This is a genomic window from Deinococcus sp. YIM 134068 (assembly GCF_036543075.1).
In the GTDB taxonomy this organism is placed as follows: Bacteria; Deinococcota; Deinococci; order Deinococcales; family Deinococcaceae; genus Deinococcus; species Deinococcus lichenicola.
The window spans coordinates 1-17,188 of the sequence record NZ_JAZHPF010000019.1; the positions used below are offsets into that span (position 1 = coordinate 1).

Annotated in this window: 17 protein-coding genes; 13 read left to right on the forward strand and 4 right to left on the reverse strand. The window is 66.0% G+C overall.

Features of this window, described 5'->3' with window-relative positions:
• The 9 genes from V3W47_RS15285 to V3W47_RS15325 form a co-directional block, all read left to right on the forward strand.
• The coding region (locus V3W47_RS15285; RefSeq protein WP_503623870.1) for an EF-Tu C-terminal domain-related protein at positions 1-170 on the forward strand (170 nt) is incomplete at its 5' end.
• Between the two features lie 205 nt (positions 171-375).
• Complete coding sequence (gene rpmG, locus V3W47_RS15290) at positions 376-543, forward strand: 50S ribosomal protein L33 (protein WP_012692576.1); 168 nt, start codon at positions 376-378, stop codon at positions 541-543.
• A 69-nt stretch (positions 544-612) separates the two neighbouring features.
• Positions 613-792: a preprotein translocase subunit SecE gene (gene secE / locus V3W47_RS15295; RefSeq protein WP_331826086.1), complete on the forward strand. Its 180-nt coding sequence runs from the start codon at positions 613-615 to the stop codon at positions 790-792.
• Positions 789-1,361: a transcription termination/antitermination protein NusG gene (gene nusG, locus V3W47_RS15300; protein ID WP_331826087.1), complete on the forward strand. Its 573-nt coding sequence runs from the start codon at positions 789-791 to the stop codon at positions 1,359-1,361. Before secE ends, nusG begins: the two co-directional genes overlap by 4 nt.
• A 155-nt stretch (positions 1,362-1,516) precedes the next feature.
• Positions 1,517-1,954 (forward strand): 50S ribosomal protein L11, encoded by a 438-nt coding sequence (gene rplK, locus V3W47_RS15305; protein WP_264774906.1) that lies wholly within the window; start codon positions 1,517-1,519, stop codon positions 1,952-1,954.
• Entirely contained in the window at positions 1,947-2,642 is a 696-nt protein-coding gene (rplA, locus tag V3W47_RS15310) for a 50S ribosomal protein L1 (RefSeq protein WP_331826088.1), read from the forward strand. Before rplK ends, rplA begins: the two co-directional genes overlap by 8 nt.
• 182 nt (positions 2,643-2,824) lie before the next feature.
• Positions 2,825-3,334 carry a 50S ribosomal protein L10 gene (gene rplJ / locus V3W47_RS15315; protein WP_331826089.1) on the forward strand — a complete coding sequence of 170 codons (510 nt, stop codon included), beginning with the start codon at positions 2,825-2,827 and terminating at the stop codon, positions 3,332-3,334.
• 48 nt (positions 3,335-3,382) lie between these two features.
• Positions 3,383-3,754 carry a 50S ribosomal protein L7/L12 gene (gene rplL, locus V3W47_RS15320; protein ID WP_331826090.1) on the forward strand — a complete coding sequence of 124 codons (372 nt, stop codon included), beginning with the start codon at positions 3,383-3,385 and terminating at the stop codon, positions 3,752-3,754.
• 215 nt (positions 3,755-3,969) lie between these two features.
• Positions 3,970-4,254, forward strand: coding sequence for a cold-shock protein (locus V3W47_RS15325; RefSeq protein WP_331826091.1), 285 nt, complete (start codon positions 3,970-3,972; stop codon positions 4,252-4,254).
• Between the two features lie 50 nt (positions 4,255-4,304).
• Here the strand turns inward: V3W47_RS15325 and V3W47_RS15330 are convergent, their stop codons facing one another.
• Positions 4,305-4,721, reverse strand: a complete 417-nt coding sequence (locus V3W47_RS15330; protein ID WP_331826092.1) for an immunity 22 family protein — start codon at positions 4,719-4,721, stop codon at positions 4,305-4,307.
• Positions 4,718-5,512 carry a hypothetical protein gene (locus V3W47_RS15335; RefSeq protein WP_331826093.1) on the reverse strand — a complete coding sequence of 265 codons (795 nt, stop codon included), beginning with the start codon at positions 5,510-5,512 and terminating at the stop codon, positions 4,718-4,720. The genes V3W47_RS15330 and V3W47_RS15335 overlap by 4 nt, the downstream gene beginning before the upstream one ends.
• A gap of 250 nt (positions 5,513-5,762) precedes the next feature.
• On the opposite strand from V3W47_RS15335, the gene rpoB reads away from it, so the two are divergent.
• From rpoB to V3W47_RS15350, 3 genes are all read left to right on the forward strand, one after another.
• Positions 5,763-9,221, forward strand: a complete 3,459-nt coding sequence (gene rpoB / locus V3W47_RS15340) for a DNA-directed RNA polymerase subunit beta (RefSeq protein ID WP_331826094.1) — start codon at positions 5,763-5,765, stop codon at positions 9,219-9,221.
• Positions 9,222-9,348: 127 nt separating this feature from the next.
• A complete protein-coding gene (locus V3W47_RS15345) occupies positions 9,349-14,004 on the forward strand; it encodes a DNA-directed RNA polymerase subunit beta' (RefSeq protein ID WP_331826095.1) in 4,656 nt (1,551 codons plus the stop codon).
• A 78-nt stretch (positions 14,005-14,082) separates the two neighbouring features.
• Positions 14,083-14,835 (forward strand): hypothetical protein, encoded by a 753-nt coding sequence (locus V3W47_RS15350; RefSeq protein WP_331826096.1) that lies wholly within the window; start codon positions 14,083-14,085, stop codon positions 14,833-14,835.
• Here the strand turns inward: V3W47_RS15350 and V3W47_RS15355 are convergent.
• Positions 14,825-15,346 carry a DUF2721 domain-containing protein gene (locus V3W47_RS15355; protein ID WP_331826097.1) on the reverse strand — a complete coding sequence of 174 codons (522 nt, stop codon included), beginning with the start codon at positions 15,344-15,346 and terminating at the stop codon, positions 14,825-14,827. The genes V3W47_RS15350 and V3W47_RS15355 overlap by 11 nt on opposite strands.
• A gap of 43 nt (positions 15,347-15,389) precedes the next feature.
• Positions 15,390-15,881, reverse strand: a complete 492-nt coding sequence (locus V3W47_RS15360; protein ID WP_331826098.1) for a hypothetical protein — start codon at positions 15,879-15,881, stop codon at positions 15,390-15,392.
• 89 nt (positions 15,882-15,970) lie between these two features.
• On the opposite strand from V3W47_RS15360, the gene rlmN reads away from it, so the two are divergent.
• Positions 15,971-17,008: a dual-specificity RNA methyltransferase RlmN gene (gene rlmN, locus V3W47_RS15365; RefSeq protein WP_331826099.1), complete on the forward strand. Its 1,038-nt coding sequence runs from the start codon at positions 15,971-15,973 to the stop codon at positions 17,006-17,008.
• Positions 17,009-17,188: the final 180 nt, after the last annotated feature.

The window sequence follows — 17,188 nt, forward strand, 5'->3', positions numbered from 1 at the left end:
CGGGGGTGGTGGAACTGGCCGAGGGGGTGGAGATGGTGATGCCGGGCGATAACGTGACCTTCACGGTGGAACTGATCAAGCCCATCGCGATGGAAGAGGGCCTGCGCTTCGCCATCCGCGAGGGTGGCCGCACCGTCGGTGCCGGCGTCGTCACAAAAGTTTTGCAGTGAAGCGATTCAACCGGGAGGGGGAGGCCAAAAGGTCCTCCCCTTTCTTCTTGGCGTCGCAAGGGTGGACACTAGCCGCCCGACTGCCTATACTCGGAATATTGCCCGCCCCCGAAGGCGGGTTTTTACCAGCGACTGCGGCGCAAGGGTCGGCGGGCTGGGAGCACGGCCCCGCGCAACATGCGGGAACGCGCGAAAGGAGCAGCACATGGCGAAGGACGGACCGCGCATCATCGTGAAGATGGAGAGCACCGCAGGCACGGGCTTCTACTACACGACCACCAAGAACCGCCGTAACACGCAGGCCAAGATGGAACTGCGGAAGTATGACCCCGTGGCGAAGAAGCACGTCGTCTTCAAGGAGAAGAAGGTCTGAGACCTCCGCCGGGCCGCCCCCACGTGCCCGGCTCAGGTTTCGCCTTTCGTCTCCTCTGAAGGTGAACGTATGAAGATCATTCAGTATTTGCGGGACTCCCGCACCGAGCTGGCCCGTGTGACGTGGCCGACGCGCCAGGGCGTCATCGAGGGCACGCAGGCCGTGCTGGTCTTCGTCGTGGCGCTGACGCTGATCGTGTTCGCGATGGATTCCCTCTTCGGAGCGGTCGTGCAGGCGGTGTTGCGATGAGCATCGAGTGGTACGCCGTCCACACCTACGTCGGCCAGGAAGACCGCGTGCAGCAGCATCTGATGGAACGCGCCCGGCGGCTGGGAATGCACCACACCAAAATCTTCCAGGTGCTGCAACCCGAGGAAAAGGCCGTCGAGATTCAGGAGGGCGGCAAGAAGGTCGAGGTGCGGCGCAAGCTCTTCCCCGGCTACGTCTTCGTGCAGATGGACGTGGAGGACGACGACTCGCCCGGCGAACTCGGCGAGTCGTGGGAGGTCGTGCGCGGCACGAACGGCGTGACAGGTTTCGTCGGCACGGCGACTCGCCCGGTGCCCCTCTCCCCCGACGAGGTGCAGCGTCTGCTCACCTCCGTGGGCGTGGTGGCACAGCCCCAGCAGGAAGAAGCGCCGCGCGTCAAGGTCAATCTCAAGCCGGGCGACATGGTGCGCGTGACGGGTGGCCCCTTCGCCGACTTCAGCGGCGTCATCAGCGAGGTCAATGCCCCGCAGGCGAAGGTCAAGGTGCTCGTCAGCATCTTTGGCCGCGAGACGCCCGTCGAACTCGACTTCGCGCAGGTCGCCAAGTAGATCGGCGCAGGGTGGGGTTGGCAGCCGCCCTCCCACCCCTGTACAATACTAAAGTTGCTGTCGCGACGGTCCTCACGCTCCATCCTCGCGGCGGAACTTAGCGCCAGCACCCCACTCCTTTTGCAAGGACTTGGGGGAGCTAAGGAGAGAACAGCATGGCAAAGAAAGTTACCGGAATCGTGAAGTTGCAACTCCCAGCGGGCAAGGCGACGCCCGCCCCGCCCGTAGGTCCCGCGCTCGGCCAGTACGGCGCGAACATCATGGGCTTCACGAAGGAGTTCAATGCGGCCACCGCCGACAAGGGTGACGCGATCATCCCGGTCGAGATCACCATCTACGCGGACCGCTCCTTCACCTTCATCACGAAGACGCCGCCCATGAGCTACCTGATCCGCAAGGCGGCGGGGCTGCAAAAGGGCAGCGCCACCCCCAACAAGGCGAAGGTCGGCAAGCTGAACTGGGATCAGGTGCTGGAGATCGCCCGGACCAAGATGCCCGACCTGAACGCCGGGAGCGTCGAGGCCGCCGCGAACACCGTGGCGGGCACCGCCCGGAGCATGGGCGTGACCATCGAGGGGGCACCCCATGCCTAAGCACGGCAAGCGTTACCGCGCGCTCACCGGGAAGGTGGACCGCGCCCGGCAGTACACCATCGACGAGGCCGCCGCGCTCGTGAAGGACCTCGCCACCGCGAAGTTCGACGAGACGGTGGAGGTTCACTTCCGCCTCGGCATCGACCCGCGCAAGAGTGACCAGAACGTGCGCGGCACCGTCTCCCTGCCGCACGGCACGGGCCGTGCCGTGCGCGTCGCCGTGATCACGAAGGGCGACAACGTGGCGGCGGCTGAGTCGGCGGGTGCCGATGTGGTCGGCGGCGACGAGCTGATCGAGCGCATCGCGGGCGGCTTCATGGAGTTCGACGCCGTGGTGGCGACGCCTGACATGATGGCGCAGGTCGGCCAGAAGCTCGCGCGCCTGCTCGGGCCGCGCGGCCTGCTGCCCAACCCCAAGAGCGGCACCGTCGGCCCTGACGTGACCGGCATGGTGCGCGGTCTCAAGGCGGGCCGCATCGAGTTCCGCAACGACAAGACGGGCGTCGTCCACGCGCCTATCGGCAAGGCGAGCTTCGACCCGGCCAACCTCAGCGCGAACTACCAGGCCCTCCTGGGTGCGCTGGAGGCCGCCAAGCCCGGTGCCGCCAAAGGTGTCTACCTTCGCAGCGCCCACCTGACGAGCACGATGGGACCGAGCATTCCCTTGACGCTCGGCTCGCAGGCCTGACCTCTCGGGGAGAGGCCCGGTGCTTCTCCCCCTCCCAACCTCAGCACCCCGGTGCGCTCCGCACCTTCCTCAATTTGGCACCGTAGACAGCGGGGACCCCAGCCAGGTTTAAATATCCCGCCGAGTTGTCAGGGCGTGACGAGCGCACCTGAACTTGTTCACCACACAGGAGGGACTCAAGCGTGGCGAACGAAAAGAACGTGCAGAATCTGGGCAGCCTGCGCGAGAGCCTGACGGGCATCGAGACGTTTTACGTCGTCGATTACCAGGGCCTCTCCGCCGGGCAGCTCACGCGGCTGCGCCAGGACATCCGGGCCAAAGGCGGCCAGATGATCGTGGCGAAGAATACCCTCATCAACATCGCCCTCCAGGCGGGCGGGCGCGACCTGAGCGAGGCCCTCAAGGGTCCCAGCGCGCTCGTGCTGGCGCAGGACGATCCGGCGGGCGTCGCCAAGACGCTCAGTGACGCCTCTAAGGCGAACGACCGGGGCATCCCGACCATGAAGGGCGGCTTCGTCGAGGGCCGTGCCGTGGACGTGCGAGTGATCGAGCGTCTGGCGAGCCTCGGCAGCAAGCAGAGCCTGCAAGGTGAGTTCGTGGGCGTGCTCAGCGCGCACCTCAGCAACTTCGTCGGGATTCTGGAAGCCTATCAGGCCAAGCTCGGCGGCGGTGCTGCCGAGGCTCAGGCCTAAGCCCTTCCCTCACCGCTCACCAAACTTCAGTTCAGGAGGACACTCAACATGGCTTACGACAAGCAGGCTCTGATCGACCAGCTCAGCACCCTCACCATCATGGAACTCGCCGACCTCATCGACGGTCTCAAGGAGACCTGGGGCGTGACCGCCGCCGTGGCGATGGGCGGGGGCGCGGGTGGCGCGGCCACCACTGCTCCCGAAGAGGAGAAGACCGAGTTCGACGTGGTGCTCGTGGACGCGGGCGCGAGCAAGATCAACGTCATCAAGGAACTGCGCGCCATCACGGGCCTAGGACTCAAGGAAGCGAAGGACCTCAGCGAGAAGGGCGGCGCGATCAAGGAAGGCGTCAGCAAGGAAGACGCCGAGAAGTTCCGCGCGCAGCTCGAGGGCGCGGGCGCGAAGGTCGAAGTCCGCTAATCCCTTTCCCCACCGGGAGTGCAGCCCCCAGCCGCGAGGTTGGGGGTTTTCCTGTGGGTTCTTTCGACATAGCCCACGCTTTGTGAGCTGTGTCATGATCATGGTGAGTGGAACGCGCCATACTCACCTCGTTATTTTCCCAGCAAGTCCCATGTGAGGCGCGATTCGGTGAAAACCAACGCGCCTCTTTTGGCTGGGAATGACGAGGAGTGAGTATGGCAGTAGGTAGAGTGAAGTGGTTCAACGCGGAAAAAGGCTACGGATTCATCGAGACTGAGGGCAGCGACGACGTGTTCGCGCACTTCAGCGCCATTCAGGCACAGGGCTTCAAGAAGCTCAACGAGGGCGATGAGGTCGAGTTCGAGATCGAACCCGGCCAGCGCGGCAAGGGTCCCCAGGCCAAGAACATCGTCGTGACCAAAGCGGCCCCGGCGAGCGCGACCAGCGGCACCGGTGGCGGCTACAACAGCCGTCCCCCCCGCCGCGACGACCGCTGGTAATTCAGCGAGCGTTGCAGGTGCAGCCCCCAGCCGCGAGGTTGGGGGTTTTGCTATGTGGGCCGGTAGAGGACGTGGAATGTGTCCAGCAGCTTAAAGACGGCATCCCCCATGCTGACCTCATCGTGAGGCATAGGCGGGCGGTTGCTGGGAGCAGTCCACGCTTCGCCCGCTTGACTTGCCAGAAGGTAAAGGCCATTCCACTCCCCTTCGGGCAATCTGCGGAGAGCTTGTTCATCCAGCGTGCGGTATGACTGCGCCGCCTCACGTATTAGCTCACTTGTAGGGCGGCCAAAGTGCAGCTCCGCAAAATCGTCGTTGTACCAGCCGATGCGGAAAGCCTGAGCGAAGGGCGAGAGGACGACCTCACCTACCTCGTCGTACTTGAACTCAAGGGCCTCAAGGAGCGCCTGTTCGTCTGATGACCTGACGACCCAGAGCGTGATCACCTCCGGCTCGTACAAATTCACTTCAGCTCCCGCCGCAGCCCCGCCGCCATCTGGAACCACTCGCGCTCCTGACGGCGGTAGAGGTTGGTCGCGCGCTGCTCTGTCCGGGCCAGTTGGTCGAGAAGTTGCCGGGCCTCGTCGCGTCTCCCCTGCCCCAACAGGAAGGCGGCGTAGCGGGCGCGGGGTTCCTCGGTGGTGGCGGCGGTCATGGCGTCGCGGTAGGTGGCGTCGGCCTCGGCGGTCTTACGCTGGGCCTCCTGCGCCTGGGCGAGCAGGGTCAGGCTACGGGTGCGGGTGGCCGCGCTCGTCTTCAGGTCCACCCGGCCCAGCAGCTCCTCGGCGGCGGCGGCATTCCCCCGCGCCAGCTCAAGCTCGGCGCTCGTGAGCAGTACCACCGGGTCGTCGGCGTAGATGCCGTTCAGGAGAGGTTGCAGCGTCGCCTGCGCCTCGTCGGGACGGCCCGCGCGGGCTTGCAGGGCGGCGAGGTCGGTACGGTTGGCGAGGGTGTCGCTCTCCGAGAGCCGTTCCTGCGCCTCGCGGATGCGGAGATCGAGGGGCTTGATGGCCTCCACCCCGCGCGCGACCGCCTGTCCGGCGACCCGTCCCCGGCCCCGCAGCCAGGGCACGAAGACCAGAATGGTGTAGAGCGCAGCACCGATCATGCCGAAGAGGCTGCCGAACAGCGCCCCGAAGGCCAGGAGAAACATCCAGAACACCTGCTGCCGGGTCATGATGGCATGCACCAAGCCGATGACCGCCAGACCGCGAAGCACGTTGAAGATCAGGGGGAGGTACGGTTGCAGGGCGTCCACCCCTCCATCCTAGACCAGGCCCTCAACTGCTTTTGCCCCGCCCCCCGCCGGGCTTGACGGGTGCGGGCACAAGCTCCTATACTCACCTGTGGCCGGCCATGATGGGTCAGGCAGGAGATTTTGAAGACGACGCAGCTCCACAACTAAACCCTGATTTCCGGGACGCAGCCGCTCAGAGCTGCCGTCTCGCCTGCGCCTTTTTCCCTGCCCCGAGGGGCGCAGCCGCACGTCCAGGGTGCGCGAGGTGTGAATGAGCCTAAGTAGCCAGAGGCCGCGCATAGAGCGTTTCGGCGAGATCGCCGAAGTGATTCCGCTGCCGAACCTGACCGAGGTGCAGGTGAACTCCTTCCGGGCGTTCCTGCAAGCCGACCGGGCACCCGACGCCCGTGACAACGCCGGACTCCAGAGCGCCTTCCGCGAGGTCTTCCCCATCGACGAGACCGAGAAGGGCCGCTCGACGGGTCTCGTACTCGACTTTCTGGAGTACCGCCTCGGCGAGCCGCCCTACACGCCCGAGGAGTGCCGCGAGAAGGACCTGACGTACCAGGCCCCGATGTACGCCAAGCTGCAACTGATCCACAAGGACAGCGGCCTGATCAAGGAAGATCAGGTGTTCCTGGGCGACCTGCCGCTGATGACCGAGGACGGTTCCTTCGTCATCAACGGGGCCGACCGTGTGGTGATCTCGCAGATTCATCGCTCGCCGGGAGTGTACTTCACCTCCTCTTACAAGGGCATCAAAAAGCTCTACACCGCCGCGATCATCCCCATGCCCAAGCGCGGGCCGTGGATCGAGCTGGAGATGAACGCGGGCGTGCTGGAGATGAAGGTCAACAAGCGCAAGTTCCCGGTGGCGATGCTGCTGCGGGTGCTGGGCTACGACGATGCTCAGCTCAAGGCGCTGTTCACCGAGTTCGAGCCGGACGCCGAGCTGCCCGAGGACAAGAGCGCGGGCATGAGCGCCGACGAGGCGTTGCTGCGTCTGTTCACCGTGCTGCGCCCCGGCGACCCGCCCAAGCGCGACAAGGCGATCCAGTACCTCTACGGGCTGCTCGCCGACCCCAAGCGGTACGACCTCGGCGAGCCGGGCCGCTTCAAGATGAACACCAAACTGGGCGTCAGCCGCGAGGAACGCACCCTGCTCACCTTCACCGACGGCAAGTTCAGCGACGCGGGGCTGGTGGACACCATTCGCTATCTGATGGCGCTGCAACGCGGGTTGGAGACGGTGGGCCTCGGCGCGGACGCGGACGGCGTGGTGAACGAGGTCCCCGTCACCGAGGACGACATCGACCATCTCGGCAACCGCCGCGTTCGCACGGTGGGCGAGTTGCTGGCCGACCAGCTCCGGGTGGGCATGGGCCGCATGGCGCGCGGTGTGCGCGAGCGGATGCTGCTCGGCAACCCCGACGCGGCCACGCCGACGAAGCTCGTGAACAACCGCCCCATCGTGGCGGCGATGCGCGAGTTCTTCGGTCGCTCCCAGCTCTCGCAGTTCAAGGACCAGACGAACCCGCTGTCCGACCTGCGCCACAAGCGGCGTATCTCGGCGCTGGGGCCGGGCGGGCTGACCCGCGAGCGGGCGGGCTTCGACGTGCGCGACGTTCACCGCACGCACTACGGGCGCATCTGCCCCATCGAGACGCCCGAGGGCGCGAACATCGGCCTGATCTCCTCGCTGTCGAGCTATGCGAAGGTGAACGCGCTGGGCTTCATTGAGGCCCCGTACCGCCGGGTCGAGGGCAGCAAGGTCACGGACGACGTGATCTACATGACCGCCGACATCGAGGACCGCTACACCATCGCGCAGGCGAACTCGCCGCTGAACGCCGACGGCACCTTCGCCGACGAGCGCGTGCTGGCCCGCCGCAAGGGTGATCCGTTGCTGTACACGCCCATTGAGGTGGACTTCATGGACGTGTCGCCCAAGCAGATCGTCTCGATCAACACGTCGCTGATCCCCTTCCTGGAGCACGACGACGCCAACCGCGCGCTCATGGGTTCCAACATGCAGTCGCAGGCCGTGCCGCTCGTGCGCGCCGACAGCCCCGCCGTGGGCACGGGCGTCGAGGAGCGCGTGGTCACGGACTCCGGCACCAGCGTCATCAGCGACGTGACGGGCCGCGTGAGCTACGTGGACGCCCGCGTGATCCAGGTCACGCTGACCGAGGACGCGCCGCAGGCGGGCATGGTGACGGGCAACATCCGCACCTTCGAACTCGTGCGCTTCACCCGCTCGAACCAGGGCACCAACCTCGATCAACACCCCATCGTGGGCGTTGGCGACGAGGTGCGGCCCGGTCAGGTCATCGCCGACGGCCCCGCCTCCGACCTCGGGCGTCTCGCGCTGGGGCAGAACATCACCATCGCCATCATGCCCTTCGACGGCTTCAACTTCGAGGACGCGATCTGCATCTCGGAGGGGCTGGTTCGCAAGGACTTCTACACCTCGGTCCACATCGAGAAGGACGAGATCGAGGCGCGCGACACCAAGCTCGGGCCGGAAAAGATCACGCGGGATATCCCCGGTCTCAGCGAGGCCGCGCTGCGTGACCTCGACGAGGACGGCATCGTACGCGTGGGGGCGGAAGTCAAGCCCGGCGACATCCTCGTCGGCAAGACCAGCTTCAAGGGCGAGAGCGAGCCGACCCCGGAAGAGCGGTTGCTCCGCAGCATCTTCGGCGAGAAGGCCCGCGAGGTGAAGGACACCTCCCTGCGCGTGCAGTCCGGCCAGGGCGGCATCGTGGTGAAGACGGTGCGCTTCCGCCGGGGCGACGAGGGCGTGGACCTCAAGCCCGGCGTGCGCGAGATGGTGCGCGTGTACGTGGCCCAGAAGCGCCAGCTTCAGGTGGGCGACAAGGTGGCGAACCGCCACGGAAACAAGGGCGTCGTGTCCAAGATTCTCCCGCCGGAGGACATGCCCTACCTGGAAGACGGCACCCCCGTCGACCTCGTGTTCAACCCGCTCGGCGTGCCCAGCCGCATGAACCTCGGCCAGATTCTGGAGACGCACCTCGGCGAGGTCGCGCGCCTGACCGGGCAGAAGTTCGTGACGCCCGTGTTCGACTCGGCCACTGAGATCGCCATCAAGGAGATGCTGGAGGTCGCCGCCGCCGAACGCCTGCAACGCCGCAAGGACGAGGGCTTCGAGGTGGACAAGCGCGAGCAGGAGGTGCTGGAGCGCGCCGCCAAGGTGGGCGTCATCAGCCCCCCCAACGGCGAGTACGAGCCTGCCCAGATGCAGCTCGCCCGCACCGGCAAGAGCATCCTGTTCGACGGACGCACGGGCGAGCCGATCTCCGGCCCGGTCGTGGTGGGCACCATGTACGTCATGAAGCTCTACCACATGGTCGAGGACAAGCTGCACGCCCGCTCGACCGGCCCGTACTCCCTCATCACCCAGCAGCCGCTCGGCGGCAAGGCGCAGTTCGGCGGTCAGCGCTTCGGCGAGATGGAAGTGTGGGCGCTCGAGGCCTACGGCGCGGCGCACACCCTCCAGGAGATGCTCACCATCAAGTCCGACGACATCGACGGACGCGACGCCGCCTACCAGAGCATCGTCAAGGGTGAGGAAGTGTCGGGCAGCACCATCCCCGAGTCCTTCAAGGTGCTCGTGAAGGAGCTGCACTCGCTGGGCCTCGATGTCGAAGTGCTCGACAACGGGGACCGTGCGGTGGACATCTTTGAAGGGATGATGCCTAAGCGCTGACGCGCTGTCTAAAGGTCAAACGGTCTGACTGTCAAACAACAGAGCGCCCCATGCCGTGAAGCGGTTTGACGGTTAGACCTTCAGACGGTTAGACCACCTCCCCAAGCCTCCATTCCCAGGAGCCTGAATGAAAGACTTCAACAAGGTCCGCATCGCCATCGCCAGCCCCGCGAAGATTCGCGAGTGGTCGTTCGGCGAGGTCGAGAAGCCGGAAACCATCAACTACCGCACCCTGAAGCCCGAGCGCGAGGGCCTCTTCGACGAGCGCATCTTCGGGCCGATGAAGGACTACGAGTGCGCCTGCGGCAAATACAAGCGCCAGCGCTACGAGGGCAAGGTCTGCGAGCGCTGCGGCGTCGAGGTGACGAGCAGCAAGGTCCGGCGCTACCGCATGGGCCACATCGACCTCGCCACGCCCGCCGCGCACATCTGGTACGTGAAGGACACGCCGAGCAAGATCGGCACCCTGCTCGACCTCAGCGCCGGGCAACTGGAGAAGGTGCTGTACTTCTCCTCCTTCCTCGTGACCCAGCCCCTGAACGCGCAGAAGGACGGGCGTCCCTTGAAGCGCGGCGAACTCCTGACCGACGACGAGTACCGCGAGCTGCGCTTCGGGCGGCAGGAGACCTACGCCATCCCGAACGGGCAGGAGGCGAACATCCGCGACGGCGAGTACGTGACGCGCGGGCAGTCGCTCGGCGGCAACGTCGTCTCGAAGATGGACGGCCTCGCGCAGTACCGCTTCCCGCGCCGCGCCGAGATCGCCTACGCCGAGCAGGTGGAGGCCAGCCTGCCCCTGCCCGCCGACGTGCTGGTGGAGCAGGAAGCCTTCCGCGCGGGCGACATCCTCAGCGAACTCGAAGGTGACGTGCAGATCACCTCGCCGGTGGACGGCACCGCCTTCCTGGTGGACCTGGGTGAGGACAGCGTGCTGATCGAGCTGCGCGATACCGTGGCCGCCCCCGAACCCGTGGAGGGTGAGGAGGAGCAGGAGCAGGCCGCGCCGCAGGGCGAGCTGCTGGCCCGCGTGTACGTGCCGCACGGCATGAGCGTGGGGGTCGTTCAGGGCGAGATCGTGGAGGCCGGGGCCGTGCTGGCGACCGCCGGGGCGGGCAGCCGCCTGCGCGTGAGCCGCGACAGCCGCCTCAGCGAAGTCACCTTTCCCAAGAAGAAGGGCGACGTGAAGGTGAGCGTCCACTGGACCCGCCGCGCCGAGTACCCCATCAACCCGACGATGCATGTGCTGGTCGGCGACGGCTCCGAGGTCCGCAAGGGCCAGAAGGTCGTCGGGGCCATCGACAAGGACGAGGAGATCGTGGCGGGGGCCGACGGCGTGATCACGCTGCACGCGCCCGCGAGCATCATCGTCTCGAAGGCGAAGGTGTACGCCTATCAGGACGAACCCCTCGTCGTGAACGGCGACCGCGTGGAGCCGGGCGACGAGCTGGCCGACTCCGGCAACCTCAGAAGCGAGATCAGCGGGCGCATCGAGATCGACCTCGTGCGCAAGCAGGTGCGCGTCATCGAGTCCTACGACTTCGAGGCCAAGATGGGCGCGGAGGCGGTCAAGGAACTCCTCGACGACCTCGACCTCGACGTGCTGGAGGCCGAACTCGGCGAGCAGATGAAGGACTCCTCGCGCCACAAGCGCGCGAAGGCCCGCAAGCGGCTGGAGGTGACGCGCGCCTTCAAGCGCAGCGGCAACAGCCCCTCGTGGATGATCATGGAGACGGTGCCGGTGATGCCGCCCGACCTGCGCCCGATGGTGCAGGTGGACGGTGGGCGCTTCGCCACCTCCGACCTCAACGACCTGTACCGCCGCCTGATCAACCGCAACAACCGCCTCAAGAAGCTGATCGGCCAGGGCGCGCCCGATATGATCATCCGCAACGAGAAGCGGATGCTTCAGGAGGCCGTGGACGCGCTGATCGACAACGGGCGGCGCGGCAGCCCCGTCACCAACCCCGGCTCCGACCGCAGCCTGCGCTCGCTGACCGACCTGCTCGGCGGCAAGCAGGGCCGCTTCCGGCAGAACCTGCTCGGCAAGCGCGTGGACTACTCGGGCCGCTCGGTGATCGTGGTCGGCCCCCAGCTCAAGCTGCACCAGTGCGGGGTCCCCAAGCGCATGGCCCTCGAACTCTTCAAGCCGTTCCTGTTCAAGGTGCTGGAGGAGAAGGGCGAGGTCACCAACATCAAGCAGGCCCGCAAGATGCTGGAGCGCTACCGCGACACGCGGGACAGCGTGTGGGACGCGCTGGAAGAGGTCATCGAGGACAAGGTGGTGCTGCTCAACCGCGCGCCCACCCTGCACCGCCTCGGCATCCAGGCGTTCGAGCCGGTGCTCGTGGAGGGCCAGAGCATCCAGCTTCACCCGCTCGTCTGTGAGGCGTTCAACGCCGACTTCGACGGCGACCAGATGGCGATCCACGTCCCGCTGAGCGCGCAGGCGCAGGCGGAGGCGCGCATCCAGATGCTCTCGGCCCACAACCTGCTCTCGCCCGCGAACGGCGAGCCGAACGTCAAGCCCAGCCGCGACATCATCCTCGGCATCTTCACGCTGACGCAACTTCGCCGCGACAACCTCGGCGCGGGCAGTGAGTTCGGCAGCGAGCAGGACGCCCTGGCCGCGCTGGACGAGGGCCGGGTCGCGCTGAACACGCCGATCACCGTGAACGGGCAGGAGACCAGTCCGGGCCGCGTCAAGTACGTCTTTTCCAGCCCCGACGAGGCGATCATGGCCGTCGAGCGCGGCGGGATCGACTACCAGGATCACGTCCGCATCCGCCTGAACGGCACGGTGTACGAGACGAGCGCCGGGCGCGTGATGTTCCGCCGCCTCGTGCAGGAGGCGCTGGGGAACCAGGCGCACCTCGTCGACACGCTCGTGAACCTCGACACCGCCTACGAGAAGGACAACCTCAAGGACATGATCATGGGGTGCTTCAAGCACCTCGGGATCGAGGCCACCGCCGGGCTGCTCGACGCCCTGAAGGACAGCGGCTTCAAGCTCTCCACGACCTCCGGCATCACCATCGGCATCGACGACATCGTGCTGCCGCCCAACAAGGGCGAGCTGCTGGCCGAGGCCGACGAGAAGCTCAAGGAGATCGAGCAGAACTACGAGTTCGGCTTCATGACCGAAGACGAGCGCTACAAGCAGGTCGTGCAGCTCTGGAACGACACCACCGACGCCGTGAAGAACGCGGTGTTCGACAACTTCAGCCAGAACTACCCCTTCAACCCGCTGTGGATCATGAGCCAGTCGGGGGCGCGCGGCAACCCGCAGCAGATTCGCCAGCTCGCCGGCATGCGCGGCCTGATGGCCCGCCCGGACGGCTCGACCATCGAGGTGCCGATCAAGGCGTCCTTCCGCGAGGGCCTGACGGTGCTCGAGTACTTCATCTCCACCCACGGGGCGCGTAAGGGTGGCGCGGACACGGCGCTTCGCACGGCGGACTCGGGCTACCTGACCCGCAAGCTGGTGGACGTGGCCCACGAGGTCGTCGTCCGCGACGTGGACTGCGGCACCACCGACTACACGGTGATTCCCCTCGGCGCGACCGACGAGCGGACGGGCGAGTGGCGCAGCCGCAAGGGCAGCGAGATCGAGACCTCGATCTATGGCCGCACCCTCACCGCCGACGTGGAGCTGTCGGACGGGCGCACCCTCGCCGCCGACACGATGCTCAGCCTGGAGGACGTGAAGGCGATCACGCGGGACGCGAAGGCGCTCGGTGAGGTGTTCGTCCGCACGCCGCTGAACTGCCGCGTCAAGGCGGGCGTGTGCCAGAAGTGCTACGGCTACGACCTCTCGCAGGCCAAGCCCGTCTCGATGGGTGAGGCGGTCGGCGTGGTCGCGGCGGAGTCCATCGGCGAGCCGGGCACGCAGCTCACGATGCGGACCTTCCACACGGGCGGCGTGGCGGGCGGCGGCGATATCACGATGGGTCTGCCGCGCGTGATCGAGCTGTTCGAGGCCAGGAAGCCCAAGAACCAGGCGGTCGTCGCCGACCGCGACGGCGTGGTCCGCATCGAGGAGGAGGAGGAGCGTTACCTCGTCCGCATCGAGGCCGACGACGAGCAGTACTCCTCCAAGACCGCCACGAAGATCGGCAAGGCCCTGCGCCTCGTCGTCCGCGACGGCGACCGGGTGGAGGCGGGCCAGCCGCTCACGCGCGGCGCGGTGAACCCCCACGACCTCCTGCTCTACCGCGACACGGACGCCGCCCAGCGGTATCTCGTGGAGGAAGTGCAGCGCGTGTACCGCTCGCAGGGCGTGAAGGTCCACGACAAGCACATCGAGGTCATCGTCCGGCAGATGCTGCGTTACGTGGAGATCACCGACGGCGGCGACACCGACCTGCTCGAGGGTCAGACGGTCGAGCGCTGGGAAGTGGACCAGGCGAACGAGGCGCTGGCGTTGCAGGACGGCAAGACGCCCTCCTCGTGGAAGCCGGTGCTGCTCGGCATCACCAAGAGCAGCCTGACGACGAAGAGCTGGCTGTCTGCCGCCTCCTTCCAGCACACGACGCACGTGCTGACGGAAGCCTCCATGCGCGGGCAGGTGGACGACCTGATCGGCCTGAAGGAGAACGTGATTCTCGGCAAGCTGATCCCGGCGGGCACGGGCCTCACCACCGTCCGCGAGATGCAGGTGGCCGACGACCGCACGCTGGAGAAGTACGGCGACGAGAGCCGCAGCCCCGACTCGGTGACGGGCACGCAGCGCTACGACGACACGCGCCCCGGCAGCACGACCATCTCCCCCAGCTACGGCGACTGAAGCCCGGCTGAACTCGAAGACCCCCACTCGGCGACGGGTGGGGGCTTTTGCTTGGTACATTCACCGTGAGGAGGCGTCGTGGAAGAGCATCACCGGGAAGCGCTGACAAAACCTATTCTGCCAGTGGAACTGACGCAGCCCGGATTTTGGGCTGTCTTCTTACCCGAACTTGTGGCCTGGGAAGACAAGTACCTGGAGTGGGTCAAGAACCTTGAACACTATTCCTTCAACGGCTTCAGCGAGTCGGTCTTCTGCCCCGAACTCATCTTGACGCTGCCATACGGCTATCGCCTGGTTCTTTCACTCAATGCCTCGGTCAGCCATCACTATTCAGAATTCTACTACTACCTTAAGAACGCCGATCTCCCTGATGGCGGGTTGCTAGGACACAGCGATTGTCACTGCCAGCTTCCCATCTTCCGATGGGCAGAAGCATTGAAACTCGCTCAAGTTATCCAGAAAGCCAACCCGATGTTACCCGCCGGGACAGCACTCCTTCTACTGTGGCATACGCTTTGGTTGAATGACTCCGAATTTCAGGAAGCAAAGCTTATACTTCTCTCAGTCCTTGATGGTCTTAAACTCAAGCCCGGTCCAGAACTCACAAACCCGCTCCGAACCTCATATGAGGGTCAAGCGGCGACGGGCGAGCTGCCGGATGTGGAGTTTGAGTGGTGGGAAATTCAACCTGGGGATTGGGCAAACAATAGCTTGTACAGTTTACGAAGCATTACGGCTTTTCCAGGTACAAAGTGGAACGACCCTACCCGCAAAAAATTCAACCGGGTGCTAGAGAAATTGGGCGTGAGCAGTTCAAACCCTACCCTTTGACCTCCTGATCGTCGTAAAGCCCCGCGTAATGCCGTCCCAGATTGACCAGAAATTGCATCTCCTCCTGCGTCGTCCGCGCGCTCAACCGCGTTTCGAAACTTAGTAATAGCGCCCCATAAGCGAGGGACGCCGCCCCCAGGATGGCGAGGACCACCGGGGCGAAGCCGAACGACGTGCCGAAGAGGGACGCCGAGCCGATCAGGATGCTCGTCAGCACGAGGAGGGCGACGGCGAGGTACAGGGCCGTCATCGCCCGCTGGATGATGCGGCTGCGGTGGGCGAGGCGCGGAAGCTGGCGGATGATCATCTGCTTTTCCTCGCGTGCCAGGGCTTCCTGCTGCCCGCTCTCGCTCACGAGGACCTTGAAGCGCGCGGTGAGGTGCCGCACCCGGTCGGTCGTGCGGCCCAGGCGGGTGCTCGTGCTCATGAGGAGGGTGCCCGCGCCGCTGATCAGGACGGCGGGGGTGATCATCGCCGTGAGGACGCCGAGGTTGGGGTCGGGTGCGGCCATGCGGTCAGGGTAGAGCGGGCGGCGCGGGAGCGGAGGCCGTCGTTTACTCGGAACGTAACTCGAAGCTGCTGCAAATCCCACTCGTGCGCGGCGGGCAACGCCCATCGCTGACGCCGAAGTTGCCCTTCTCGTCGCCGATGATGACGAGGCGGACGGGCTGGGCGTTACGGCGAATCTCGGTGCTGGTCGTCGTCCTGTCAGCGTCCAGTACGTGGACGATCAGGTTGCCCCGCGCAGGCAATCGGCCTTGCCAGGTCAGCTTTTCACCGGCCTGAACGGGACGGCTCCCGATGTTGACGGCCTCTCCTTCTGGCGTGATGGCCGTTACCAGGATGCGAAGAGGACCGGCGGGCTGAGTGCGTGTGCGGGCCAGATCGATCTCGATGATGAAGGGCACGGACTCCCCGCTGAAACGCAAGGATTCCGCGAACGGCATCAGGGGTGGCGACGCACGTCCTCCACCTGCCAGAGCGGGCGCGGCGAGGACAGGCAGCAGGGCCAGGGCAAGAACACGGGCGCACATCTTGAAGCTCATTCTTTCAGCGTACTCCCACCTTCACACCGAATCCGCCGAAGGTGCATCTGCCCCTGCCCCTCCTCCGCCCCAGGCCGTAAACTCTCCTGATGCAGCTTCTCCTCGACCTTCACCCCGACGCGTACCCGCTGGAGGGCTTCCGGCGGCGGCAACTGCTGGAGTGGGTCTTCGTGCAGGGGGTAGGGACCTTCGAGGCGATGACGAACCTGCCCGCCGAGGCCCGCACCGACCTGAGCGCCCAGTTCCACCTCAACCCGTTTAAGGACATCGAGACGGTTCGCAGCGCGGACGGCTCGGTGAAGTACCTCTTCACGCTGCACGACGGGCGGCAGATGGAGGCCGTCTACATGCCCTACCTCGACCGCAAGACGATCTGCGTCTCGACGATGGTGGGCTGCCCCGCCAGGTGCGCCTTCTGCGCGACGGGGGCGATGGGCTTCGGGCGCAACCTCACGCCGGGCGAGATCGTCGGGCAGGTGCTGGCGGTGGCGGGCGGCGAGGGCATTGCGCCGCGCGAGTTGCGGAACCTCGTCTTCATGGGCATGGGCGAGCCGCTGCTGAACTACGCGAACACGATGACGGCGGCGCGCATCCTGCTGCACCCCCAGGCGCTCGGCATGAGCAAGCGGCGGGTGACGCTCTCGACCGTGGGGCTGGCGAACGGCATCCGCAGGCTCGCGCGGGAGGACGACCTCGGCCTCAAGCTGGCGATCAGCCTGCACGCGCCCGACGAGGAGACGCGCCAGCGCATTATTCCGACGGGGGCGGCCAACTCCATCCCCGAGATCATGGCCGCCGCCCGCGAGTACCAGGCGGTGACGGGCCGCCGCGTGACGCTGGAGTACGCGATGCTGCGCGGGGTGAACGACGGGCTGTGGCAGGCGGAATTGCTCGCCGACCTGCTGGAAGGATTGGTGAGCCATGTCAACCTCATCCCGATGAATCCGTGGGACGGCTCGGGCTTCGAGTCGAGCGATGAAACGCAGATTCAGGCGTTCTACGACACGCTGGAGGCGCGCGGCGTGGACGTGAGCGTGCGGCGCTCTCGGGGCAAGGATGCCGGGGCGGCGTGCGGGCAGCTCGCGCTCAAGCGGCCCGGCGCGGTGGCGGGGGCGGTTCCGGCGTAACCCCACACGTCTCCCCTTTCGACGTGCCTGCCGTACTCGGTGGGCATGTTTTCTTGACGAGGTATGCGGTTACGCCTGCCCCCTCCGGCCCGCCCCTCAGCACGAGTTCGACTGGACCGTGGGACAATGGCGGCACCCACACGACCCCGCTTGGGAAGTAAGGGTTCAGAAAGAGCCGGA

Excerpts from the sequence above, each read along its gene's own strand:
- nusG (WP_331826087.1), top strand. The coding sequence starts at position 789 with ATGAGCATCGAGTGGTACGCCGTCCACACCTACGTCGGCCAGGAAGAC.
- V3W47_RS15355 (WP_331826097.1), bottom strand. The coding sequence starts at position 15,346 with ATGGCCGCACCCGACCCCAACCTCGGCGTCCTCACGGCGATGATCACC.
- secE (WP_331826086.1), top strand. The coding sequence starts at position 613 with ATGAAGATCATTCAGTATTTGCGGGACTCCCGCACCGAGCTGGCCCGT.
- rpoB (WP_331826094.1), top strand. The coding sequence starts at position 5,763 with ATGAGCCTAAGTAGCCAGAGGCCGCGCATAGAGCGTTTCGGCGAGATC.
- V3W47_RS15360 (WP_331826098.1), bottom strand. The coding sequence starts at position 15,881 with ATGAGCTTCAAGATGTGCGCCCGTGTTCTTGCCCTGGCCCTGCTGCCT.
- rplA (WP_331826088.1), top strand. The coding sequence starts at position 1,947 with ATGCCTAAGCACGGCAAGCGTTACCGCGCGCTCACCGGGAAGGTGGAC.
- rplL (WP_331826090.1), top strand. The coding sequence starts at position 3,383 with ATGGCTTACGACAAGCAGGCTCTGATCGACCAGCTCAGCACCCTCACC.
- V3W47_RS15345 (WP_331826095.1), top strand. The coding sequence starts at position 9,349 with ATGAAAGACTTCAACAAGGTCCGCATCGCCATCGCCAGCCCCGCGAAG.
- rplK (WP_264774906.1), top strand. The coding sequence starts at position 1,517 with ATGGCAAAGAAAGTTACCGGAATCGTGAAGTTGCAACTCCCAGCGGGC.
- rlmN (WP_331826099.1), top strand. The coding sequence starts at position 15,971 with ATGCAGCTTCTCCTCGACCTTCACCCCGACGCGTACCCGCTGGAGGGC.
- V3W47_RS15325 (WP_331826091.1), top strand. The coding sequence starts at position 3,970 with ATGGCAGTAGGTAGAGTGAAGTGGTTCAACGCGGAAAAAGGCTACGGA.
- rpmG (WP_012692576.1), top strand. The coding sequence starts at position 376 with ATGGCGAAGGACGGACCGCGCATCATCGTGAAGATGGAGAGCACCGCA.